The sequence below is a fragment of the Acinetobacter sp. 24-47-62 genome, assembly GCF_056779765.1.
This window is the reverse complement of record NZ_JBWYIN010000006.1, coordinates 105,213-130,346: the sequence shown is the minus strand read 5'-3', so window position 1 is coordinate 130,346 and position 25,134 is coordinate 105,213. Positions and strand designations below refer to the sequence as shown.

18 protein-coding genes and 2 pseudogenes are annotated in these 25,134 nt (G+C 40.8%); 8 read left to right on the top strand and 12 right to left on the bottom strand.

What is annotated here, in order from left to right:
- Positions 1-85: 85 nt before the first annotated feature.
- The 8 genes from AC1M87_RS06420 (at position 86) to AC1M87_RS06385 (ending at position 9,508) form a co-directional block, all read left to right on the top strand.
- Positions 86-1,579 (top strand): UvrD-helicase domain-containing protein, encoded by a 1,494-nt coding sequence (locus tag AC1M87_RS06420; protein ID WP_481586744.1) that lies wholly within the window; start codon positions 86-88, stop codon positions 1,577-1,579.
- Between the two features lie 27 nt (positions 1,580-1,606).
- A complete protein-coding gene (locus AC1M87_RS06415; RefSeq protein ID WP_481593254.1) occupies positions 1,607-2,974 on the top strand; it encodes an ATP-binding protein in 1,368 nt (455 codons plus the stop codon).
- 314 nt (positions 2,975-3,288) lie between these two features.
- Complete coding sequence (locus tag AC1M87_RS06410; protein ID WP_481593253.1) at positions 3,289-6,126, top strand: monovalent cation/H+ antiporter subunit A; 2,838 nt, start codon at positions 3,289-3,291, stop codon at positions 6,124-6,126.
- Between the two features lie 3 nt (positions 6,127-6,129).
- The gene (locus AC1M87_RS06405; protein ID WP_092767259.1) at positions 6,130-6,495 is read left to right on the top strand and encodes a Na+/H+ antiporter subunit C; all 366 of its coding nucleotides are present in this window, start codon (positions 6,130-6,132) and stop codon (positions 6,493-6,495) included.
- Positions 6,495-8,306: a monovalent cation/H+ antiporter subunit D gene (locus tag AC1M87_RS06400; protein WP_481593252.1), complete on the top strand. Its 1,812-nt coding sequence runs from the start codon at positions 6,495-6,497 to the stop codon at positions 8,304-8,306. Before AC1M87_RS06405 ends, AC1M87_RS06400 begins: the two co-directional genes overlap by 1 nt.
- Before the next feature lie 3 nt (positions 8,307-8,309).
- On the top strand, positions 8,310-8,834 hold the full coding sequence (locus AC1M87_RS06395; RefSeq protein ID WP_481593271.1) for a Na+/H+ antiporter subunit E: 525 nt from the start codon (positions 8,310-8,312) through the stop codon (positions 8,832-8,834).
- Positions 8,831-9,106, top strand: coding sequence for a monovalent cation/H+ antiporter subunit F (locus tag AC1M87_RS06390; protein ID WP_092767266.1), 276 nt, complete (start codon positions 8,831-8,833; stop codon positions 9,104-9,106). The genes AC1M87_RS06395 and AC1M87_RS06390 overlap by 4 nt, the downstream gene beginning before the upstream one ends.
- Positions 9,107-9,121: 15 nt before the next feature.
- Positions 9,122-9,508 carry a Na+/H+ antiporter subunit G gene (locus tag AC1M87_RS06385; RefSeq protein ID WP_092767413.1) on the top strand — a complete coding sequence of 129 codons (387 nt, stop codon included), beginning with the start codon at positions 9,122-9,124 and terminating at the stop codon, positions 9,506-9,508.
- A gap of 33 nt (positions 9,509-9,541) precedes the next feature.
- Here AC1M87_RS06385 and AC1M87_RS06380 read toward each other — a convergent pair whose 3' ends face one another.
- The 12 genes and pseudogenes from AC1M87_RS06380 to AC1M87_RS06325 all read right to left on the bottom strand — a co-directional run bounded on the left by AC1M87_RS06380 (position 9,542) and on the right by AC1M87_RS06325 (position 25,087).
- Positions 9,542-10,432: a metal-dependent hydrolase gene (locus tag AC1M87_RS06380; protein ID WP_481589148.1), complete on the bottom strand. Its 891-nt coding sequence runs from the start codon at positions 10,430-10,432 to the stop codon at positions 9,542-9,544.
- 282 nt (positions 10,433-10,714) lie between these two features.
- Positions 10,715-12,136, bottom strand: a complete 1,422-nt coding sequence (locus AC1M87_RS06375; protein ID WP_481586737.1) for an FAD-dependent oxidoreductase — start codon at positions 12,134-12,136, stop codon at positions 10,715-10,717.
- 72 nt (positions 12,137-12,208) lie between these two features.
- Complete coding sequence (gene gltB, locus AC1M87_RS06370; RefSeq protein ID WP_481593251.1) at positions 12,209-16,684, bottom strand: glutamate synthase large subunit; 4,476 nt, start codon at positions 16,682-16,684, stop codon at positions 12,209-12,211.
- A 413-nt stretch (positions 16,685-17,097) separates the two neighbouring features.
- Entirely contained in the window at positions 17,098-17,943 is an 846-nt protein-coding gene (locus AC1M87_RS06365) for a hypothetical protein (protein WP_481593250.1), read from the bottom strand.
- 14 nt (positions 17,944-17,957) lie between these two features.
- Positions 17,958-19,037 (bottom strand): 3-dehydroquinate synthase, encoded by a 1,080-nt coding sequence (gene aroB / locus AC1M87_RS06360; protein WP_179998859.1) that lies wholly within the window; start codon positions 19,035-19,037, stop codon positions 17,958-17,960.
- Between the two features lie 25 nt (positions 19,038-19,062).
- Positions 19,063-19,605, bottom strand: a complete 543-nt coding sequence (aroK, locus tag AC1M87_RS06355) for a shikimate kinase AroK (RefSeq protein ID WP_035263975.1) — start codon at positions 19,603-19,605, stop codon at positions 19,063-19,065.
- A 36-nt stretch (positions 19,606-19,641) separates the two neighbouring features.
- Positions 19,642-21,375: pseudogene (locus AC1M87_RS06350) on the bottom strand (type IV pilus secretin PilQ); the annotation flags it as partial.
- Positions 21,376-21,732: 357 nt separating this feature from the next.
- Positions 21,733-21,954 (bottom strand): annotated as a pseudogene (locus tag AC1M87_RS06345) (AMIN domain-containing protein); the annotation flags it as partial.
- A 196-nt stretch (positions 21,955-22,150) separates the two neighbouring features.
- Positions 22,151-22,678: a pilus assembly protein PilP gene (locus AC1M87_RS06340; RefSeq protein WP_035263973.1), complete on the bottom strand. Its 528-nt coding sequence runs from the start codon at positions 22,676-22,678 to the stop codon at positions 22,151-22,153.
- Positions 22,678-23,406 carry a type IV pilus inner membrane component PilO gene (locus AC1M87_RS06335; protein WP_179998861.1) on the bottom strand — a complete coding sequence of 243 codons (729 nt, stop codon included), beginning with the start codon at positions 23,404-23,406 and terminating at the stop codon, positions 22,678-22,680. Before AC1M87_RS06335 ends, AC1M87_RS06340 begins: the two co-directional genes overlap by 1 nt.
- On the bottom strand, positions 23,403-24,029 hold the full coding sequence (locus AC1M87_RS06330; RefSeq protein WP_179998862.1) for a PilN domain-containing protein: 627 nt from the start codon (positions 24,027-24,029) through the stop codon (positions 23,403-23,405). Before AC1M87_RS06330 ends, AC1M87_RS06335 begins: the two co-directional genes overlap by 4 nt.
- Positions 24,029-25,087, bottom strand: coding sequence for a pilus assembly protein PilM (locus AC1M87_RS06325; protein WP_035263966.1), 1,059 nt, complete (start codon positions 25,085-25,087; stop codon positions 24,029-24,031). The genes AC1M87_RS06330 and AC1M87_RS06325 overlap by 1 nt, the downstream gene beginning before the upstream one ends.
- Positions 25,088-25,134 lie beyond the last annotated feature (47 nt).

Sequence of the window (25,134 nt, the reverse complement as noted above, 5' to 3'; positions counted from 1 at the left end):
AAAAGAAGAAGATTGAACTCTCCCCTTTGTAAATTCTTGCTATACTCACTGATCATTTTTAAAACCATTGAAGATCTATCAACCTGTGTCTGTCATTGTCAAACCTACCTTAGAACAAGAAATTGCGATTCAACAAGCGCAATCTGGTCAATCCTTCAAAGTGATTGCCTATGCAGGTACAGGTAAAACAACAACGCTTAAATTAGTCAGTGATGCGATGCAACAGCGTCGCGGTATGTATCTTGCCTTTAACAAAGCGATTGCCAGCGAGGCTCAACAAAAATTTCATCAGCGCGTGGATTGTCGTACATTCCACTCTTTAGCATTTCGAAGCGTTCCACGTGGAGTGACAGATAAACTTAGACTCCCACGCTTGAGCCCGAGCTTTATTGCCAAAGAATACCGTTTGCAACCCATCACATTACGCCGACTCATGGGGGGGCGTTACGAAAAATATGCGCTTATGCCTAGTCGTTTGGCGGGCTTAGTTGCAAATGCTGTTAGTTATTTCTGTTCAACAAGCTCGCAATATCCTGCACCCCGCCATATTCAAGCACCAAGTTGGCTACATGCTGACGATATTGCGGTATTGCAGCAACACCTTTATCCTGCAGTCGAACGTCGTTGGTTAGAATCAATCGACCCTAATCATCAGGCTGGCATTGGACATGATATCTATCTCAAATTATGGGCTTTATCAGATCCTTTTATACCCGCAGACTATGTATTGTTTGATGAAGCACAGGATGCTGACCCCCTGATGCTGGGGATTTTACTCAAGCAAAAAAGTACGCAAGTCATCTATGTCGGCGATGCACATCAACAAATTTATGCATGGCGTGGGGCAGTCAATGCGATGCAACAAATGCCTTTACCCGAATCGCGCCTAACCACTTCATTCCGTTTTGGTGATGATATCGCTGAAGTTGCTAATCACTTATTAGGCGCACTCAATGAGACTGTTCCATTGATTGGCAACCCCGAACTCCAATCAAAAGTCGTCAACAAGCCTCATACCAAAATGCGAGATGCGATTTTGTGCCGTACTAACGCACGCGCGATGGAACTTTTACTCTCAGGGTTAGTTCAAGGAGACAAAGTGAGCCTACAAGCCGATCATGCGAAATTAAATCGCTTTGTTGATGCTGCAAGCTTACTTAAACAAGGTAAAAGAGTAACGGACGTTCCAGAGTTAGCTTGGTTCAACTCTTGGCATGATGTGCATGAATATTGTGAAACAAATGATGGTAGTGACATCAAGCCTTTGGTTAAATTGGTCGATGAACATGGTACAGACCCACTTAAACGAGCACTTGCCAAAATCACACCCATTGAACAAGCGGACTATGTAATCTCAACCGCTCATAAAGCCAAAGGTTTAGAGTGGAATCGTGTGCATTTAGAAGATGATTACCAATTTAAAATTAATGGACTAGAACATAAAATTAGCGATGAAGAATTACGTTTACTTTATGTTGCATGCACACGAGCAAAAAGCAGCTTAAATATTCATCATATTTATGATTTAATACAACAACTCAAACTTAAATCCACGATTAAAACGAAAGCAACAGCATAATCCCCTACGATAAGTTGCAGGCAAAATATGAAAGTTCAATCTATTCAGTTACGTCACTGTTATCATTTTTCAGATATAAAAATTAAATTTGATCCAACTCAACGACCAATATCTATTATTTTAGGTGATCAGGCCTCTGGTAAAACTGCGATTATTAAAAATATTTATCAAGCTTTAACGTGGTTTGCTGCACGTGCCAAAGATTTAAGAACCGCTGGTGTAGTCATGCTTGATTCTGATATTAAGCACAAACACATTCAAGCCAAAATAGATATTTGTGTTCAATATCCCACTGATATTGGATCTATTGAACAGGCTGCGACTGTGCAACATAATGAAGAGGGTTTGTGCGAATGGCAACTCTATAAAACATTAACCAGTAAAGGTGTAGGTCATAGTAAAGCACTAACGACTCAATTAGAAGCACTCGTTCATCTTTATCAACAAGCGATCAAACAAGATCCTGCTCAAGGCATGCCTATGGTGGCCTACTATCCTTCTGATCGTTTTATCAACGAAGTGAATTTGCTAAGCAAAAATAATCCTGCTGTATTACAAACGCACGCAGCCTATGAACTTGCAGCACTCCCTTATACAACCTTTGCTCGGTTCTTCGAATGGTTTCGTGAAATTAGTGACATTGAAAATGCACGATTAGCACAAGTTTTTCAAAAAATTCAAACCAAACAAAAATTATCTTCTCATCATGACCAAGAGGATTTAGTTGCAAAATTATTAAATCTTGAAGCAGAGATGCAACTACCATCACTCAAAGCACTCAAGAAAGCCATCCATACATTATTCCCATCGATCAGTGACATTTATATTGAATACACGCCCAAGATCCAATTGATGCTGGTGCAAAATGGTCAAGAAATTCCTTTTTCGCAATTATCTAATTCGTATCGTCAATGGTTGTGTTTAGTGGGTGATATTGTCAGACGACTTTGTCTCCTGAATCCTCATAGTATTGACCCATGCCTTGATGGCGAAGGCATTCTATTAATTGACAATATTGATGCTCAAGTGGATGAAGATTTTGTGCAAAACGTACTCAGCCGTTTGCATGAAGCATTCCCGCAAATTCAAATTATCGCATCTGCATGCTCTGAATTGATTTTAAACAATGACGTAGATGTACAACATTTTAAATTAGAAAATCGAAAAATTGTTGAAATAGACCAAAACCAAATCAGGGAACAATACGATGAACTATTTGCTCAACTCATGGCTAATGATTTACAAGATGACCAAATCTCTGAAGTGAATCGACCTACTGATACGCTTGATGGCTTGCGTTTGTTTGAACACTTCAAAAATTTATCAGTGTCAGAAAAACAGCGCTTCATTGAGTATCTCCAAGCTGGTGACTTATCGAGTATTTCATCACCCTAATTGATTGGAAATAGATGAGTTAATCGGGTATGACTCACTCAATTTAAACAGAAATTTAAGCTTTTTTTCGCTATAATTCTGAATTGTGTAGCTAAAAAGTTTGATGTAATTTTATACATGTAATAAAATCTACTCATTCATTTTTTAATCAAAAAATGTCTATTTCTTTGCATTAGCTTTCCAAGTTGCGCAACACAACTTGTTTTTGTTTTTAAAATTCGTTCGGCTTTCAAAGTTTAAGTAGTTGGATGACTCTTTGCCATCCTCAAGCTTTTGAAAGATAAAACTCATCATAGGTTCCGACCTACAACTCTATGGATACGAGTGTGCTACCGATTATTATATTGTTACCATTAATACTTGGCACTTTTCTTGTCCTCTGGCTGCAAAAAATCTCTCGCGGGGCGACAGCATTAGGGGCAATTGGAGTCAGCTTAACAAGTTTTATCTTGTTGCTGACTCAAGCCAAAGACGTCTTTCAAGGTCAAGTCCTCTCTGAACATTGGTCATGGTTACCACAGTTTGGTATCGACTTAAGCTTTAGACTTGATGCATTAGGCTTGATCTTCTCCCTCCTTATTACAGGGATTGGGACGCTCATTTATATTTATGCTTATTATTATTTAAATCATAAAAACTCTCTAAGTAAGCTATATTTCTTACTGATGCTGTTCATGGCCGCCATGCTCGGCATTTCACTTTCTAATAATTTACTTATTCTTCTTGTCTTTTGGGAAATGACCAGTATTTCGTCATTTCTTTTAGTGGGTTATTGGAGTAACTACGAAGCAGCACAGCGTGGCTCAAGAATGGCCTTAACCATCACGGGTATGGGTGGTTTAGCCATGCTCGGTGGTTTTATTCTCTTAGGTCAAATCACTGGCACATATCAAATTGATCAAATCCTCAATATGACGGCGCAGATTCAATCGAGTCATTTATTTGTGCCAGCCTTGCTCCTTATTCTTTTAGGTGCATTCACCAAAAGTGCTCAATTCCCTTTCCATTTTTGGTTGCCAAATGCGATGGCTGCGCCGACACCCGTGTCAGCTTATTTGCATTCAGCGACAATGGTGAAAGCCGGAATTTTCTTACTGGCGCGCTTAATGCCGATCTTTGTTGGTTCTGCTTTGTATCATAACCTCGTCACATTCATTGGTTTATTTACCTTATGTATGGCCGCGTTCTTTGCCATTTTTAAGGAAGATCTGAAAGGTTTGCTTGCCTACTCCACCATTAGTCATTTAGGCTTGATCGTTTGCTTACTGGGGATTGGTTCACCACTCGCTGTGGCTGCAGCTATTTTTCATATCATTAACCATGCGACCTTTAAAGCAGCATTATTCATGATCGCTGGTATTATCGACCATGAAACAGGTACACGTGATTTACGAAAACTCAGTGGGGTATGGCAGTTACTTCCATTTACAGCGACTTTAACCATGATCACAGCAGCCTCAATGGCTGGTGTACCACTGACCAATGGATTCTTATCCAAAGAAATGTTCTTTACTGAACTATTAGCGAATCTCTCGGGTGGTGTAGGTATCTTCGCAGCAATTATTGCAACACTCGCAGGTCTGTTTGCTGTCGCGTATTCTGTTCGTTTAGTTCATGGCGTATTTTTTGATGGTGATTTAGGCAAAGCGATTCCAAATAAAGATGCGCATGAACCACCAATTGGTATGCGTGCACCTGCAATTTTATTAGCTACATTATGTATTGCAGTGGGTCTATTACCAGCGCTCTTAGTAGGCGATATCGTCAATGCTGGTGCACGAGCAAGCACCAACCTTCCAGCTTTTGAAGGCGTACATCTAGCAATCTGGCACGGCTTTAACGTGCCTTTATTGATGAGTGCGATTGCATTGATTGGCGGTATTATTTTTTATTTTAGTCTTGCGAAGAACAGTAGAATTCGTGACATTGACCTTGATCCAATACTTGGCAAACTTCAAGGTAAAGTCCTGTTTGATCTCTTTCTCAAACATTTGCTCTTAAATTCGCGAAAATTAAAAAGAGCAACAGAAACAGGTTCTCTACAAAACTATTTATTGTGGATATTAATTTTTGCTGTTGCTTTAGTCTCCATGCCTCTCATTGGTCAAGGTATTTATGCAGGTACACGCGAACTGACGCATGCACCATTGGTTGCAATCGTGCTTTGGTTATTACTGTTTTCAGCGTGCTGGATGATGCTTTGGTTTCACCATGAACGCATTAAAGCCGTTCTTATCAGTGGAGCAATCGGTCTTGTCGTGACGATGGTCTTTGTTACGATGTCAGCACCAGACCTGGCACTCACACAAATCACAGTCGATGTTGTCACAACTGTTTTACTTCTGATGAGTCTGTCCCTCTTACCACAACTTACGCCTTATGAATCTTCACGCACTCGTCGTTGGAGAGATGCGGTGATTGCAATCATCGGAGGCCTAGGTATCGGTTGGATCACTTGGATGATTCTAACGCGTGATCACAATTCAATCTCATGGTTCTTTGTTCAACAATCTCTACCGCTCGGTGGTGGTTCAAATATTGTGAACGTAATTTTAGTCGATTTCCGTGGATTTGATACCTTTGGTGAAATCACAGTACTGGGTATTGCTGCGATTGGGACACTGTGTTTAATGGATGGAATGCGTGCTCATGGTACGACCATTACACAAGGCTTAACCTATCGCTTTAATCCATCACCGTTGATGTTCCGAATGACCGCATCTTGGGTCCTTCCGATTGCCTTAGTCGTCAGCTTATATATTTTCTTACGCGGACATAATCTTCCAGGGGGTGGCTTTATCGCAGGTCTCATTACATCAATGGCGCTTGTGATTCAGTACATTGCACTAGGTCAAGATCACACTGAACAACTCTTACGAGCAAAGTCTGGGCGTCTTTATGAAATTTGGATTGGTACTGGCTTAACTATTGCTGGTCTGACTGGGGTCGCTGCGTGGTTCTGGGGTCGACCATTCCTGACCAGTGCTCATATTTATGTAGAGCCGATCATTCTCGGAAAAATGCATTTGCCATCTGCTGCAGCATTTGATGTTGGTGTCTATGTCACAGTCGTTGGTGCAACAATGCTCATGATTTCCGTTTTAGGCGACTCACGCAACTCAAGCATCACCGGCCCTGTACCGAAGGAGTAAAGAATGATTAGTTTAGAATTTTTACTCGCCTCCGCTATTGGATTATTGGTTGCCACTGGTATTTATCTGATTTTACGTGCACGCACTTTCCCTGTGGTACTAGGCTTGGCCATGATAGGGTATGCAGTCAATTTATTTCTCTTCGCAATGGGGCGGATTCAATTAAATTCACCTGCGATTTTAACCAATGCCACACAGGTTACAGATCCATTACCTCAAGCATTAGTTTTGACCGCAATTGTAATCGGTTTTGCCACAACTGCTTTTATCGTGCAACTAGCATTGAGAAGTCGTTATGAATCGGGTACTGATCATGTTGACTCTAAAGAAGAAATAATCAATACAGACCCACGCGAGGATGAGCCTTAATGATGAATTTTTATGATTTATGGCTCACTCACTCGCCAATTTTAAGTATTTTAATTCCGACATTTACTGCATTTATTTTAGTGCTATTGGGTAATCCAGGTTCAGGATCTTTAGCGCATGACTGGCGTCAACCTTGGCGTCGTGGAATCAGTTTAACATCGGTTTTTCTTGGTTTAGCGACTGCAATCATTTACTTAATTCAGGCAAACTCTGGTCAGATCTATGTGTATAGTTTAAGCGAGTGGTCAGCTCCTTTTGGCATTGTACTTGTACTAGATCGTTTGGCAGCCTTTATGCTCGTGCTCACCTATGCTCTTGCGACACCCATTATTTGGTTTGCAAGTAAAGAATGGGATGAACGTGGACGCTATTTCCATGCAATGAGCCATTTTTTACTCATGGGATTATGTGGTGCATTTCTAACAGGCGACTTATTTAACTTGTTTGTTTTCTTTGAAGTGCTGTTGATGGCTTCATATGTATTGCTTCTACATGGTCAAGGCAAAGCACGTTTCCAACTTGGTATTCACTATGTAACGATCAACCTATTAGCGTCTGCATTCTTTTTGATTGGCTTAGGGATGATTTATGGTAATACTGGTAGCCTGAATATGGCTGATGTGGGTCGAATTGTACGTACACTTGAAGGTGATCAGTACAATATGGCAGTTGCAGGCGGATTAATGCTGTTTGTAGTCTTTAGTATCAAGGCTGCAATCCTCCCTGTCGGACTATGGCTACCTAAAACTTATGCCGTCGCCACGACCCCTGTAGCCGCATTATTCACCATCATGACCAAAGTGGGTATCTATGCCATTTTACGTGTGAATGGAACCGTATTCACCGATGAGCTTTCGCGAGAAATTCTCAGCACTTGGCTGCTTCCAATTGGTTTAATTACGACTATTTATGGTGTAATTGGTGCGATTGGTGCAGAGCGAATGCGTCGTTTTGTTGGTTTCATGATCCTATCGTCTATAGGAACGATTACAATCGCCCTTTCTCTGATGACTGCAGATGCTTGGGCTGCAGCGCTATATTACCTCGTGCATAGTACGATTATTGCCGCTGCATTCTACTTGCTATGCGGTTGGATTACTTCGCAGCGTGGTGCATTCAAAGATCATCTAAAAATCGCACCAATCATGAAACAGCAGACGCTAGTTTCGATTTGCTTCTTCATTATTGCACTCATGATGGCAGGGCTTCCACCCTTCAGTGGATTCTTTGGAAAAGTATTTATCCTTCAAGCGGCCTCTGTATCTAGCTATCAATTGCTCATTATTATTGTCATTCTGATTGTGAGCTTGCTTAGTATCATAGCTTTCACTCGTTTAGGATTCGTTATTTTATGGCGTTCAACTGTACCAGAAAATGACCCTAATCAAGAGTCTTATCATGAATATCAAAAGTTACCAAGCAAGGCACCTCCACGTAATGACACCACAATTTTTGTCTTTATTATAAGTTTAATCGCTTATGTGATATTTGCTCATCCAGTCACACAGTATATTCAACAAACTGCAAATCAGTTAAATGATTCAGAACAATATATTACTGCTGTTTTAAAAATGGATGAACGTGGTGAAGTAATTAGTGTACAACCATTTGATCCCAATTATCTTCCAGAAACAAAATACGGCGGAGAGTTTGCAGACCCAAATGCACATTATATTCCACATGTTATAAGTGAAAAATCACTTGAGGGCGAACACATCTCAGAGTTCAAGCGCCGTCAAATCAAAGAACAAGAATTGAACCAGCGACAACCTGAAGAAGCCCAATCTAAGCTTCAACCGATGGAGCAGTAAATGATACAAAAGAGCTCTCTATTTGATCGAATCATGCCACATCCTTTTGTTTCAGTTATCGTGGCTATCAGTTGGCTGATGTTGGCTAACAGCGCAGCGTTGTTTGATATATTGGTTGCTATTCTTATTGGTTTAGTCATTCCTAAGCTAGTACAACTTTTTATCGTTCGTACACCCAATATTCATTGGGATTTAGCAGTTAAACTGGTTTTTGTTGTGTTATGGGACATTATCATCAGTAATATTCGTGTTGCTAAACAAGTCCTAGGACCTACTGATCGTCTACACCCTAAGTGGTATCGTGTTCCATTAGATACTGATCATGATCAGGTCAACAGCTTATTGGCAATGATCATTACGACTACACCTGGCACAGTAAGTGCTGGAATCGACCAAGAACGTGGAGATATTCTTGTTCACTCGATTAATACAGACAATCCAGAGGCTGATATTTTAGAAATCAAACAGCGCTACGAAGCGCCTCTCATCGCAATTTTCCATGTAAAACAGCAAGGAGATTCTCAATGATCATTCTTCCTTATGTATTGGGAATTAGCTTAATTGGAATTACGATTTCAATGTTGCTCTGTCTAATCCGTCTTGTAATCGGTCCTTCAATGGTTGATCGACTACTTGCATTAGATACTTTATTTCTGAATGCTACGTGTTTAGTTGTGGTTCTAGGAATTTATTGGGCTAGCACCTCTTTATTTGAAGGCGCACTATTGGTAGCCATGCTCGGTTTCGTATCGACAGCAGCATTAGCTCGCTATTTTACGACAGGCCATGTGGTGGACTAGGAGAAAACTATGAATATTCAGCTGATTATGGAAATCTTAGTTTCCTTCTTCCTGATCAATGGTGCCTTTTTTACACTTGTAGGTGGAATTGGAATGGTGAAATTGCCTGACCTATTCATGCGTCTGCATGCCCCTACAAAGTCGAGCACATTAGGCTTGGGTAGTTTTTTAATAGCAGCTATGATTTATTCAGCCTTTCATAGTCGCTTAGGGTTTGCTGAACTACTGATTACATTACTTGCCTTTATTACGGCGCCTGTATCGGCAAATTTAATTGCACAAGCTGCATTACATTTACGTTTACGCTCTACATCAGGTGATGTTCCTGAAGCACTCGACCGCCCCCTCCCTTGGCAGCGCCAAAGAAGAATGCGTCAGTTTAATCAAGACTCATCTAAGTAATAAAAAAACCTAGCTTTCGCTAGGTTTTTTTTGTTAGCTATATAGTACAGGTTGGGGATGCTCTTGGAAGCCTTCCACTTGATATTCTTCAGCTAATTTTGCCTTCCAATGATTCACGATATCCGTATAGTCAATTTCAGAAGGATGAAAATCTTCTTTGTAATATGATAAATATTCTGGAATTAGCTCGATCATCATTTTAGAAATCAGGTAAATACCATATAAGTTTCCACTGACCTTCGGTAAGCTTTTTCGACGATCTTGCCAAAATAATCGAGTAGCTGAATAAAATGTAAGACTCGCGAAACCTGTGGTTACGCTACGCATAATATTGCGGCGCACTTTGGTATCTTTGTATACCGCTTGATAGACATCAAATGCAACTGCTCGATGTTCAATTTCTTCAATAGCATGCCACACCCAAAGCTTAGTTGCATCTTCATCTAAGGTCGACAGGACTTCAGGATGACGAAGAATATAACCACCCAATAACGCTGTAAAATGCTCAAAAGCACAGGTAATTGCTAACTGCAATTTTGGATGGGTAGTACGAATAAATTCATCGCGTCGCGCTAACCATGCTTGAAAGTTGTCAAGTTGATAATCATCACGGCGCCAAGCGTCATTAAATTCCGCATGTGCTTTTGAATGCATCGCTTCTTGACCAATAAATGCTGCAATCTGCGCTTGTAATTTTTCATCTTTCACTTTATCTCGTACATTACGAACACTATGAACAAAGAATTGTTCACCAATTGGAAAGGTAGAAGAAAGTGCCGTCAACAAGTGTGACATGACAGGAGAATTCGCGAAAAAATGGCGTCGTATGGCTTTAGGATTATAATTTAAACGTCGTACGGTAATCCCAATCGCTTTTGGACGATTTAAATAAGATTTATCTTTGGCGATTTGTGTAGTTGTCATTTTAGAGCCTATATGGATATAGCATTTCTTACTCATACTGTCAGAATAAATCAGATTTAATATTGCAAAAATAACCACAGAGACAAATAAATTATATTTTTTGCCAATAAAGTCGCAAATTCAATTACAACTCCATTCTCTTTTTTAATTTAATTACATGATTCTTAAGATAGTTCTTGAATTGGATACTTTTGAATATTCGACAAGAGATTGTCAAACAAGTCATGCATATAAATGCAAAAATCCTACCGAAGTAGGATTTTTTGTGAGGCATGTTTTCGTTTAAACATCAAGATAATCTAAAATACCTTCAGCAGCTTGACGCCCTTCCCAAATCGCAGTTACGACCAGATCAGAACCACGTACCATATCTCCACCAGCAAAGATTTTCGGATTAGAGGTTTGGAACTTGTATTGTTGCTGCTCAGGAGCAACCACACGACCAGAACCATCTAAATTGATACTTACATCATTAAACCATTCTGCAGGGCTTGTACGGAAACCAAAGGCCAATAGCACTGCATCAGCAGGTAAGATTTCCTCTGAACCAGGGATTGGTTCAGGACTGCGACGACCACGACTATCAGGCTCACTGAGTTGAGTCGTCACAAATTTAACACCTGTGACCTTTCCATTTTCGCCCACAATTTCGATCGGCTGACGATTAAACTGGAATTCAACACCTTCTTCACGCGCATTTTTAACTTCACGGCGTGAACCTGGCATGTTTTCTTCATCGCGGCGGTATGCACAAGTGACAGATGTTGCACCTTGGCGGATTGAAGTACGGTTACAGTCCATAGCAGTATCACCGCCACCGAGTACAATAACTTTCTTACCTTCCACACTGATAAATTCTGAAGGATCTTTCTCCCAACCTTGGCAACGATTCACATTGGCAATTAAGAAATCAAGCGCATCATAAACACCTTCCAAATCTTCACCTGCGAAACCACCTTTCATGTATGTGTACGTTCCCATACCCATGAAGACAGCGTCATAATCAGCAAGCAATTGATCAATAGTGATGTCTGTGCCAATTTCTGTATTTAAACGGAATTCAATCCCCATGCCTGTAAAGATTTCACGACGACGTTTCATCACGTCCTTTTCCATCTTAAATTCAGGAATACCAAAGGTCAGCAAACCACCAATTTCTGGGCGCTTATCAAATACGACGGGTTTAACACCATTGCGCACCAAAATGTCCGCACAACCTAGACCCGCAGGGCCTGCACCAATAATCGCGACTTTTTTATCTGTCCATTTGACATGAGACATGTCAGGACGCCAGCCCAATGCAAATGCCGTATCATTAATATACTTTTCAGCATTACCAATGGTCACAGCACCAAACCCATCATTTAGTGTACATGCACCTTCACACAAACGGTCTTGTGGACATACGCGGCCACAGACTTCAGGCAATGTATTTGTTTGATGGCAAAGCTCTGCTGCTTGAAAAATACGACCTTCAGCAATCAGTTTTAACCAGTTTGGAATATAGTTATGTACTGGACATTTCCATTCACAGTAAGGGTTACCACAACCTAAACAGCGATGTGTTTGGTTTTTCGCAACTTCGGCTGTAAAAGGTTTATAAATTTCCACAAACTCAGCTTTGCGGACGTTGAGATCTTTTTTCTCTGGATCTTGGCGTGCGACATCCAGGAATTGAAAGTCATTATTAAGGCGTTCTGCCATGTCTCTCTCCGTGGGTAGATGCAGTCTGTTGTTAGTTCAGCTGCATCTGCCTATATATCTGCAGTAGTGGAATTATTGAGGATCAGCTTGAGTTGTTTTTAATAAAGTCTGCAAGTTTGCAGCTTTCGGTTTCACCAACCAGAATTTACGGCTGTAGAAATCAAACTCGTTACGGATCTTGTACGCCCAAGCACTACCAGTTTCCTTAATATGCTCATCTAAAATGCGGCTTAAGAACTCTTTATGTTCTTCCATTGATTCGGTCGAAATACGATTAAGTTCGATTAACTCATGGTTATAATGATCAACAAAGTCATTATCTAAATCAAGTACATAAGCAAAACCACCTGTCATACCTGCACCGAAGTTATGACCAACTTTACCCAGTACCGTTACAATACCACCTGTCATGTATTCACAACAGTGATCGCCAGCACCCTCAATCACCGCGAACGCGCCTGAGTTACGAACAGCAAAACGTTCACCAGCTGTACCTGCAGCAAATAATTTACCGCCTGTTGCACCATATAAACATGTGTTACCAATAATCGCTGTTTCTTGTGTTTGGAATGGAGAACCCTTCGGTGGGAAAATTGAGATACGACCACCCGCCATACCTTTACCCACATAGTCATTCGCATCACCTTCAAGCTTGATATGCAGACCACCCGCATTCCATACACCAAGTGATTGTCCAGCAGTACCTGTCAAATTCACTTTAACAGGGTGTGCTTCCATACTTAAGTTACCATAGCGACGAGCGATCTCACCTGAAACACGTGCACCAATAGAACGGTCACAGTTACCAATGGTAAAACTGTATTCACCACCTGTACCAGCTTCAATCGCAGGCAATATTTCTGCAATCATAGACTCAGCCAAAACACCTTTATCAAATGGTGCATTTCCTTCGACTTCGCAATATTGAGCTTTGCCTTCAGCAGCTGGATGTGATTCAAGTAAAGCACTTAAATCTAGGTGAGCATGCTTATCTGTTTCACCAGGTAGCATTTCTAGTAAATCGGTACGACCAATCAAGTCTTTCAAACTTGATACACCTAATGCAGCCAACCACTCACGTGTTTCTTCAGCAATAAAGGTGAAGAAGTTAATGAGCATTTGTGGTTCGCCGATATAGTGCTCTTGACGCAAATGATCTTGCTGAGTCGCTACACCAGTCGCACAGTTATTTAAGTGGCAGATACGGAGGTATTTACAACCCAATGCAATCATTGGTGTAGAACCAAAACCGAAGCTTTCCGCACCTAAAATAGCTGCTTTCACGACATCTAGACCCGTTTTTAAACCACCATCCGTTTGAACGCGAACTTTACCACGCAAATCATTTACACGAAGGGCTTGATGCGCTTCAGAAAGACCAAGCTCCCATGGCGAACCCGCATGATGAATCGAAGACAATGGCGATGCTGCTGTACCACCGTCATAACCAGAGATGGTGATAAAGTCCGCATAGGCTTTTGCAACACCCGCAGCAATCGTACCCACACCTGGCTCAGATACCAGTTTTACAGAGACCATCGCTTGAGGGTTAACTTGTTTTAAATCAAAAATTAACTGCGATAAATCTTCGATTGAATAAATATCGTGGTGCGGTGGTGGAGAAATTAATGTCACACCCGGTACAGAGTAGCGTAAACGTGCAATTAAGCCATTCACTTTACCACCTGGCAACTGACCACCTTCACCCGGTTTTGCACCTTGTGCCACTTTAATTTGCAGTACTTCAGCAGACGTTAAGTAAGCAGGGGTTACACCAAAACGACCTGATGCGATTTGTTTGATTTTTGAGTTCCGGATTGTGCCGTAACGCGCTGGATCTTCACCACCCTCACCTGAGTTCGAACGACCACCAATTGTATTCATTGCAATGGCAATCGCTTCATGTGCTTCTGGTGATAATGCCCCTAAAGACATCCCTGCAGAGTCAAAACGTGGAAGAATCGCTTCTACAGATTCAACTTGATCCAGTGGAATTGAATTTTCTGTTTTGAGTTTAAATAAATCACGAATGGTTGCCACTGGACGATTATTTACAAGCTCAGCATATTCTTTGAAATCTTCATATTTCCCAGAACGTACAGATTTATGTAGAGCATTAATTACATCAGGATTAAAAGCGTGATATTCCTTATCAAATACAAATTTCAGTAAACCACCTTGCTCAATTGGCTTACGTGATTTCCAAGCGGTTTCTGCTAATTTTTTCAAATCATTTTCAAGATCAACAAAAGTCGCACCTTTAATACGGCTTGGAACACCTGTGAAGCATTTATTAACAACTTCTTCAGATAAACCAACAGCCTCAAATAACTGCCCACCGCGATATGAAGCAACGGTCGAAATACCCATTTTTGAAAGGACTTTCAACAATCCTTTTTCAATCCCTTTACGGAAATTCGCTTGTGCATGAATCGGATCACCTAACAACTCACCTTTCGCAATTAAATCATTAATGACGTCATATGCAAGATATGGGTAAATTGCTGTTGCGCCAAAGCCAAGCATTACGGCAAACTGGTGTGGATCACGCGCTAAAGCTGTTTCAACAATAATGTTTGCATCTGTACGTAAACCTGCATGGATGAGGTAATGATGGATAGCACCCGTTACCATCGCTGCATTCGCTGGTAAGAACCCTTCACGGATTTTCTTATCAGAAATCACCAATAGGGTTTTGCCATCACGAATTGCTTGCGCTGCTTCTTCACAAATACGTGTAATCGCGGCTTCTAGACCTTCAGTCTCTGCATAGTTTAGATCAATATCTGCAATCTCGTAGCCCTTACGACCTAAAGTGCGAATTTGATGCATTTTAGAGTTTGACAGTACAGGACTTGAAATAATTAATCGATCCGCATGCTCTGGACCTTGTTCAAATACATTTTGTTCACGACCCAAACATGTTTCTAAAGACATTACGATCGATTCACGTAATGGATCGATTGGTGGGTTAGTTACTTGAGCAAACTGTTGACGGAAGTAATCTGTTACATGGCGTACTTGACGAGACAATACTGCCATCGGCGTATCATCGCCCATCGAACCTACTGCTTCTTGACCACTTTCAGCGATTGGACGTAATAACTGATCTCGCTCTTCAAATGTCACCATAAACATTTTTTGAGCTGCTTTTAAAGCATCGCCTTTTAAGCCTTGATCACATAGATATTCTTCTAGCTCTGGGCTGCCTTGGATACGCACTGAATTTTCACGCAACCATTGACGATAAGGACGCATTTTTTTCAGATGATTACTGACGTCTTTAGTATCCAGCAATTTACCAGTGAAAGTGTCAATGACTAAGATCTGACCTGGTCCAACACGACCTTTAGATACTACGTCTTCTGGTTCATAACCCCAGACACCAATTTCTGATGAAAGTGTGATGTAACCATTCTTAGTAATTACCCAACGTGCAGGACGTAAGCCATTACGGTCAAGCATACAAATCGCATGACGACCATCTTGAATCACAAGACCTGCTGGCCCATCCCATGCTTCCATATGTTTAGAGTTGAACTCATAGAATGCACGTAAATCAGCATCTAAAGTTTCAACGTTTTGCCATGCTGGTGGAACGAGCATGCGTAGTGCACGGAATAAGTCCATACCTCCACCAACCAAGATCTCGAGCATGTTGTCTAAACTTGAAGAGTCAGAGCCAGTACGGTTTACGATTGGGTTAAGCTCAGTTAAACCTGGCAAGAGCGGGTTTTCAAACTTTGGTGTACGTGCCATCGCCCAGTTACGGTTTGCTGTAATGGTATTAATTTCACCATTGTGCGCTAAGTAACGGAAAGGTTGTGCCAATGGCCAACGTGGCAATGTATTGGTTGAGAAACGCTGATGGAACACCACAATGTGAGATTCCAAACGTGGATCAGCCAAATCTGTATAAAAATCTGCAATCGCTTCAGGCATCATTAAGCCTTTATAAGAGATCACAGTTGAACAAAGTGTTGTAACGTAGAATGAACTATCTTGACTTAATTTTTGTTCAGCACGACGTCGAGCCAAGAATAACTTACGGTTAAACTCAACTTCTTCAACACCCATTGGACAGTTAACAATTACTTGTTCAAATGCTGGCAAAGACTGCATCGCAATTGAGCCTAATGCTTCATTATTGGTTGGCACTAAGCGCCATGCAATTACACGCAAACCTTCTGATTCAATTTCTTTAGTCAGCACTTGTTTTGCATGTGCAGCAATTGCAGGATCTAGGCTAAGAAAAACTGTACCTACTGCAAAAATTTCACTGAGTGTAATATCACTTAAACGTTTTGCTTCTTCACGGAAGAATTGCTTAGGCATAGCCAACAGTAGACCACATCCATCACCCGTCTTACCATCTGCAGCAATACCACCGCGGTGCGTCATACAACTTAAACTATGAATCGCGGTCTTGACCAAGTCATGACTCGCATCACCTTGCATATGGGCGATTAATCCGAAACCACAGTTATCTTTAAACTCATCCGGTTGGTATAGACCTTTAGCGGGAGCTACAGTATTAGGCGATGGCATGTGCATAGCGTACCCTTCTTCAACATGGCCCTCATTGGGCAAAACTTATCTATTCTTCAAATACGATTTCTTTATAAAACAAAGACATGATTCTGTATGTCTTTCGTTATTGAACGTCTTTTCTGATTTAATTTCACAAATGTACGAGACGATTTGCACCCATTTAAAGCAGATCAATTTGACTAAATCGCACACTAAATTAAGGTCTTCGCTCCAAAATAGGGACAATTTACTTAATCAGTGCACCAATAAAGCAAAATCTATGCCAATATTTATTTATTCCGTGCAAGCGTTTTATTTCAATTATTTTGTCATTATTAACCGAAAAGGCACCAAATTAGAACCACTTTATCGCACCAATGATGTGCAAATTTATTATGCTTTCGTTTAATTTTGCGCCATTTTATACCATTTTAATTAAATGGATCACTAATTTGAGCCTCTTGATTCCGTTTATCCGTATTATTCTTTGAATTATCGCTCGAAATAGGGTCAACATTCGATTGCGAACGTCTCACATCAACCACATTTCCTGACTGATCTTTTCTTGTAATAGTCACATTAGTTGTTGCCTTAGCAGGATCAACCACAGGGGTTGGCTTAGGACGAACCAGCAAGGACTCATCAATCAATGGCACAGCCGCAGGTCGTAATTTAACTTCGTATAATTTTGCAGTTGTCAGTTCTTCAGATCCCATGTCATTGACTTGACCCACAAACTGATTAAAGCCAGCAACTTTAGGCGCCACAGAAGGTGGTAACTTTAAATCCAATCCATTTAAAGTTGTCTTAGCAGCACCTTCCCCCATAAACAGCCCATAACCCAAAATGTACTGTTCGACTTGGTCTTCACCACTCAAACGAAAATAAATGTATGATTTACGATCAGTTTGCTTATTAAGAAAACTTTTAATTACATCTTCATTGGTAACGCGAAATAGTTCGATAAAATAATTATTTTTATTGTCTTGAATAAACTTTGTGCCTCTAAATTCAGGCAAATGGTTTCCTGAAGCAACTTTACGCGCAGTTAATTCTAAAGGTCGCACTTGATCAGTCAGCCCACCCAAATAATTTGTTGCTGCCACCTTTTCTGGTTGAATCTGAACTTGAGTTTCTTCAAGTTGCTTAGACTGAGCAACCAACTCTTTGCTATCTGTCAAAATCCAGAATACAAAAGATGCGACTAAAAACAGTATGCCACCGATCAACCAAATATATTGTTGCGCTGTGCGTGGGGATGAGTGGCGTACCGTCATGAGAAAACCTAAGATTATGCTTGATTACGTAAAATCGCTTGTTTCATTAATTCCACATCAAACTCTTTGGTAATTACTGCTTGCCCTAGCGACTTCAAGAGCACTAAACGTAATTGACCGTTCAGGACTTTTTTGTCATGAGACATATATGCCAAAAATTCATCAAGTGGAATTTGAGGACATTTTATCGGTAATTTCGCACGTTGAATGATAATTTTTGTACGTTCAAGGTCAGCTTCTGTGATCCACCCCATTAAATAAGATAAATCTGCCGCCATCACCATTCCCGTCGCCACAGCCTCACCATGTAACCACTCACCATATCCCAGATAAGATTCAATCGCATGTCCAAAGGTATGACCTAAATTCAGTAATGCACGCTCACCCTGTTCTTTCTCGTCATTGGCTACAATTCGCGCTTTGTGTGCACAAGAGCGGTACACTGCTTCAGCAAGTAATTCTGGATGTTGTGCAACGAGACCATCCATGTTTTCCTCAAGCCATGCAAGAAAATCAACATCTCCTAATAGGGCATACTTAATGACTTCAGCCAAACCTGCTGACAACTCACGCTCAGGCAATGTTTTAAGTTGCGCCATATCCGCAAGTACGACCTGTGGCTGCTGGAATGCGCCAATCATGTTTTTGCCTAATGGGTGGTTGATTCCAGTTTTACCACCAACGCTCGAATCGACTTGCGATAGCAGCGTGGTCGGGACTTGAATAAAATACACTCCGCGTTGGAAACAAGCTGATGCAAATCCAGCCATGTCACCAATCACCCCTCCACCCAAAGCAAGCACTGTACAATCGCGGTTAAATCCTGCCTCAAGCAAGGCATCAAAAATTAAATTCAAATGTTCAATATTTTTATAACATTCACCATCAGGTAGAACACATGTCCCAACTTTTTTACCTAAACCTTCCACAGCTGATACATAGTGATCTAAATACAGCGGTTTAACCGTTTCATTGGTGACAATCATGACCTGTTGCCCATGAATATAGGGTTCAAGTAATTGTTGCGGATCTAAATCACTACCAATGAAAATAGGATAACGGCGTTCACCGAGTTCAACGAATAAGGTTTGCATGATGTTATAAGCCAATAAAACAAATTTAATTCAATTCTTTTGCGACAATCACATTAAGAATACGTTGTGCCAAATCACGCGCAGCACCTTGATTCGTTTCAATAATATGATGTGCAACTTCACGATACAGCGGATCACGAATATTCAATAATTCACGTAATTTCTGTTCAGGATTTTCGACTTGTAATAAAGGTCGATTTTTATCACGGTAGGTTCTTTGAAGTTGTATTTCTACGGGAGTATAAAGATAAATCACAATACCTCGATCTTTTAGATAAGATCGATTAATCGACTGAGTAACTGCGCCGCCACCCGTCGCAACAACTAAATTTTGTTTTGATGTTAAATCATCAATTACCAGTGACTCACGATGTCTGAATCCCTGTTCACCCTCTTTCTCAAAAATCCATGGGATGGTCGCCCCAGTTTTTCTTTCTATCTCATGATCACTATCAAGAAACTCTCGATGAAGTAAATCTGCAAGATGTCGACCAACGGTTGTTTTACCAGCTCCCATGGGCCCTACCAAATAAATATTCGGTAGGGTTTCAAACTCTTTGCTTGGCAAGGAGTCACCTATTGAATTGCTTTCATTGAAACTATATTAATTGTTTCTAGTTTGCCTGTCATTAACAATTCTTGGTGTCACAAAGATTAATAACTCACGCTTATTCTCTGTTTTACTGTCTTTACGGAATAGACGACCAACAGCAGGAATATCACCAAAGAAAGGCACCTTGGTTTGGTTAAAAATCGTTTCTTGCTCGAAAATACCACCTAACACCACAGTTTCACCGTTGTTCACAAGCACATTGGTATCAATTTGATTTTTATTCAAAATGATTTCACCATTCTGTGCATAACCTGCTGGTGAATCACTGGTAATATTCAATTTCATTTGAATTTTACCATCAGGTGTAATACTTGGCGTTACCTCTAAGCTTAACAATGCTTCTTTAAAGGAAGTCGTCGCCGTTGCAGCACCACCTGCAGTTTCAGTGGTTTGGTAAGGAATTTCCTGACCCGAAGCAACTTTCGCTTGCTGCTTATCAGCAGTGAGAACTTTTGGTGTAGAAATAACTTCACCGTAGCCATCAGCTTGTAGTGCCGACAACTCAAGGTCCAGCATAAAATCAGACATATTGATTAAACCAAATGCAATTTTACCTGCAGCCCCAGCCACACCTAAATCCACATTTAAGTTATCAGGACGTTGAATATTATAACGACCATCCTCACTTGGTGATTTTAAATCCCACAGCGTTTGATCACTACCACCAACCAAAAGATCATTATTGGTTGCAACACCTTTCGATACTACCCCCCATTTCACACCCATTTCTTTAGTGAAATCTGTGGTCGCACGTACAATACGAGCTTCGATCATGACTTGTTTTACAGAAACATCCAGTAAATCAATCATCTTGCGAATTTGATCAATTTTTTGGACTGTATCATTAATGATCAATGTATTGGTACGTGGATCAATTGAAACTGTACCACGTGGACTTAATAATGACCCGACACTATCCCCCAATGGGTCAGTTGTTGAATTTGTATTATTACCATTAGATGAACGGCTGTTACGACCTTCAGTAATCAACTTTTCAATATCTTCAACTTTGGCATAGCTCAATTGAATATATTCGGTTTGCAATGGTGCCAATTTCACACTTTGTGCAATGGCTTTCGCCTCTTCTTCTTCGGCTTTAATCAATTCTGGAACAGGTGCAATCCAAATCACGTTTCCGTTGCGACGCTTATCCAAGTTCTTGGTTTTCATTACAATATCAAGCGCTTGATCCCAAGGCACATCTTTTAAGCGTAATGTAATATTCCCTTGAACTGAATCCGAAGTCACCATATTAATGCCGGTAAAATCAGCCAACAATTGTAATACGCGGCGCACTTCAATGTCTTGGAAGTCGAGAGAAATCTTATTACCTGTATATTTCGGTGTACGATTTTGGCTGCTTAAGCCTTTTTTCTCTTCTGGGCGTTTTAGACTGATCGTTAACTTACCATCTGTTTGATAAGCCATATATTCGAAGCTACCACTCGACTGAATGGAAATTACACCATTCGACTTATCATTATAAGCGTCTACTGTAGAGACAGGCGTCGCAAAATCATTAACGTTTAAACGGCGCACCAAATGCGATGGAATTTTGTTACCGAGGAAACGCACCACAACTTTGCTACCTTGCTGTTGTACATCCACTGGTGTATCTGCTGTTTTTAAATTCAGTACAACTTGTCCCTCACCTGCACTACCGCGCTCAAAACCAATTTCTTGTAGTCCTTGTTCTACTGCTTGATAAGCGACAGGTGCTGGCGCTGTATACGCAACAGGCTGCTGATAAACAGGAGCTACTGGAGGTGGTACAGGTGCTGCAACTTGCTGACTAACCACTGATGTAGGTGGAGCGGCAGGTCTTAACACAGTAGGCGTTGGTGCAGTTGGTTTCAATACCTGCTGTGCTGCAACAGGAATCACAGGTGTTGGAGTTACAGGTGTCGTTGCCACAGCTGTAGCCGCAACAGGTGTAACGTTATTCGTCAGATTAGGACGTATGACTGGCTTTAAAACACTTGGTTTAGTCGTTGGTTCTGCTGCTTTGGCTTGTGTAACCACTGGCGCCGCTGGTGTTGCCACTTTCGCAGAGTTCGGATTATTTATTTTTAAAATAAAGGTATTGCCTTCAACACGTGTCGTGTAGCTACCTTTCTGCGTTAAATTGACAGTTAACCGTGAACGCTGATCATTAGAAATGACTTCAACTGAGTTTGCTTCAGTGGTCGACACAGGTATTTTAGTATTCGCCAGTGTTTGACCTGCCTGCATAAAATCCAAAACGAGTCGAGATGGATTTTCCAATTGATATGACTGTGGCTGTGGAGGTAATCCGTTAAACATGACACGGATTTCTGTTCCTTGACCTGGCACCTGCAAAGGCACAATATTGGTCATCGTAGTTTTAGCCGCCGCTGCCTGCATAACAGCTATAGAAACAGTGGTCATAGCGAATTGACGAAGAAAACGGTTCATATACTGTCGATCCCCACCCCAAAAATTTTGCATACTCTTTTTCATTGTTATTCCTTAACTCGTCTTAACCAACAGGCCCAAGCAACACTAAGCTTCTTGGTCTTTCGATATAACCATCTCGACCATCTGAAACAATTTCAATCAGATCGATTTGAGTCGGCGTTATCTTCACGATGCGCCCTTGGTTCATCCCCATGTAATTACCACGTTGCACACGCTCAATCTCACCATCAGGGGTTTGAATCAAAGCGAGAATCTGTCCATTGTTACGTTTTAAACTTCCTTTAAAGTTTAACGTTTCCAATGCATAGCTTTCTAAAGGCTGTGGTTGACGATTAAAATTAGGATAAACACGTTTACCCGACATGATTCTTAGCTCTGTTGCCAATGAGTTTGGCAAGAATGGACTTCGAAGTTGATGCGCCGAGTAAAGAAAATTTGGAACTGGATTAAATACAGGTGCCGGTTCTATCGGTAAAGGTGGTTGGCTACGAATATTCGCCATTTCTTGATTGACCGCATCAATACGCGAATCACATCCCACCATAGTCGCTGCAATAACTAATCCGCACAAAAGCTTAAATGATTTCATTATTGTCCTCCTGCTGGCATATCAGCTGGTGGAACAACCGCTGAACCTACCGTATCTTCAGTCGATGCAACATAACGATATGTTTTGGCTTTTAATGAATAATTGATCAGTGGAATATCAGATTTTTTATCTGTACTTGGCGTCGCTGTAATCACAAAATCATGCAAAGTCACGATACGCGGTAAAGACGCAATTCCACTCACAAAACGCCCAAATGAATGATAATCACCTGTCGTTTCTATCGAAATTGGCTGCTCAATGAAGAATTCTTGAGCCACTTCATTTTCGAGACGGATATTTTTAAATTTGAGTCCTGAATTCACACCTGTTAAGTTGATGTCCTCAACTAAACTTGGAATTTCTGTTTCTTTTGGCAATTGTTGTAATTGCTCATTGAAATTCATTTCCATTTGTTGCAACTGTGCTTGGTATTGCTGCAAATTACGGAGCTTAGAATCCTTTTCTTTAAACTCTGTCAGTAAATTTACCTCTTGTGCTTTAGCAAGATCAATGGATTCAAGTTTTGGTTTAATCACCAAAAAGTAACCAATAGCACAAACAAATAGGAAAATAAAAATCCAACAGGTAATTTTTACAGACAGTGGCCAACTACCGTAGTTATTGGAGTCCAAAGTATTAAATTGCTGAAAGAACTTTTCAACAGTCATGGACTTCTTTTTAGGTGCAGTGACGTCTGAATCAAAATCATTTAAATCATTACGACTCATGGTGCACCTCCCACATTATTCGCGTCCATATCTGATGTCGGTTGAGCAATTGCACCCAAGTCGACAGTCACGATAAATGTACCGTATGACTCTTCAACTCGAGGGATTACCGAACTTGGTGCTTTTTCCTTCACTTCTGGCGCAGCCAAGAATGAATTCATAAATGCATTTCGGTACCACTGGGAAGCTTCTAAACCACGTAATAACTCTGCTACCGCATTCGGGCTTTCAGCTTTACCTTCGATGGTAAATTTATTACCAGTACGGGTAAATTTCGTCAGATACACCGTTTCAGGAACAACACGTACCAATTCATCTACTAAACGCACAGTAACAGGTCGTTGACCTTCAAGACCTTGAATCAGTTTCATCCGCTCAATCACTGCATTTCGACGTTCTTGCAATCCTTCCAAGGATTTTAATTGAACGTCTAAACTTTGATTGGTGCTTACAATAAGTTGGTTTGCTTGTTCTTGGTCTTGCAATTTATGATTCAAGAAGAACCAAGCTGCTAAAACCGATAAAATCGCAAGTAATACCACTGCGATACAGATATAAACAAATTGCTTTTTTCGCTGTTCTCTTAGCTCTTCGCGCCAAGGGAGTAAATTAATTTTAGCCATTAATCAAAACTCCTCAATGCCAAGCCACACGCCACCAATAATGATGGTGCATCATTTTCTATTTTTTTCAGGTCGATTTGAGGAGAAAAGCCCATTTGTAAAAATGGATTAGCAATAGTGACGCGATATCCCAATTTTTGTTGCATCATTTTTGCAAGACCTGGGATATTGGCATTACCACCCGCCAATAAAATATGATCAATCTCGTTAAATTGAGAAGAAGAGAAAAAGAACTGTAATGAACGCGCTGCTTGTTGAATCACTGCATCAAGGAATGGCATTAAAACTTCTGTTTCAAAGTCATCTGGTAAGGTGTTGTCTTTTTTAGCACGCCCAGCTTCATCATAAGATAAGCCATAACGATTTTGCACATCTTGAGTCAATTGCTTACCGCCAAACACTTGTTCGCGCGTGTAAATAATTTTGCCATTTTGCATAACTGATAAAGTCGTCATGGTATGACCAATATCAAGAACACCAACAAGATTTGCACCAATCGGCAATGTATCTGCAAAGACTTCAAAACTACGTTCCAGTGCATAGCTTTCAACATCGGCAACTTTTGGGGTAAGGCCGACCAAATCCAATACTTCAATACGAGAGTCCACGTTTTCAGTACGTGTCGCAACGAGTAGAACGTTCACTCTGTTTGGATTGTTTAATCGCTCAGGAAGCACTTCAAAGTCTAAACTGACTTCGTCAAGTGGGAATGGGATATATTGCTCAGCATCCATACGAATCTGAACTTCACGCTCATCATCGCTCATGTCGGCATCCATCTCGATGACCTTGTGAATCACCATAGATGTAGGTACCGCAAAAGCAGCATTCGTCGATTGCGGATTTGCAATATTAATCGCGCGCTCTAAAGCATCAGCCACGTTATCCTGATTGAGGATGTTTTTTTCAACAACACTCCCATCAACCAATGGACTTAACCCGTAACTTTCAACCCAATAGCGACCGTTTTTAACTGATAGCTCTAATAGCTTAACAGAGGTCGAACTAACATCTACCCCCACTAACCCCTTATTTGGCTTACGATATAGTCTAAGCACAATGCAATTCCTATTATTTTTTTGTCCCCAACAACAGCACAATACAA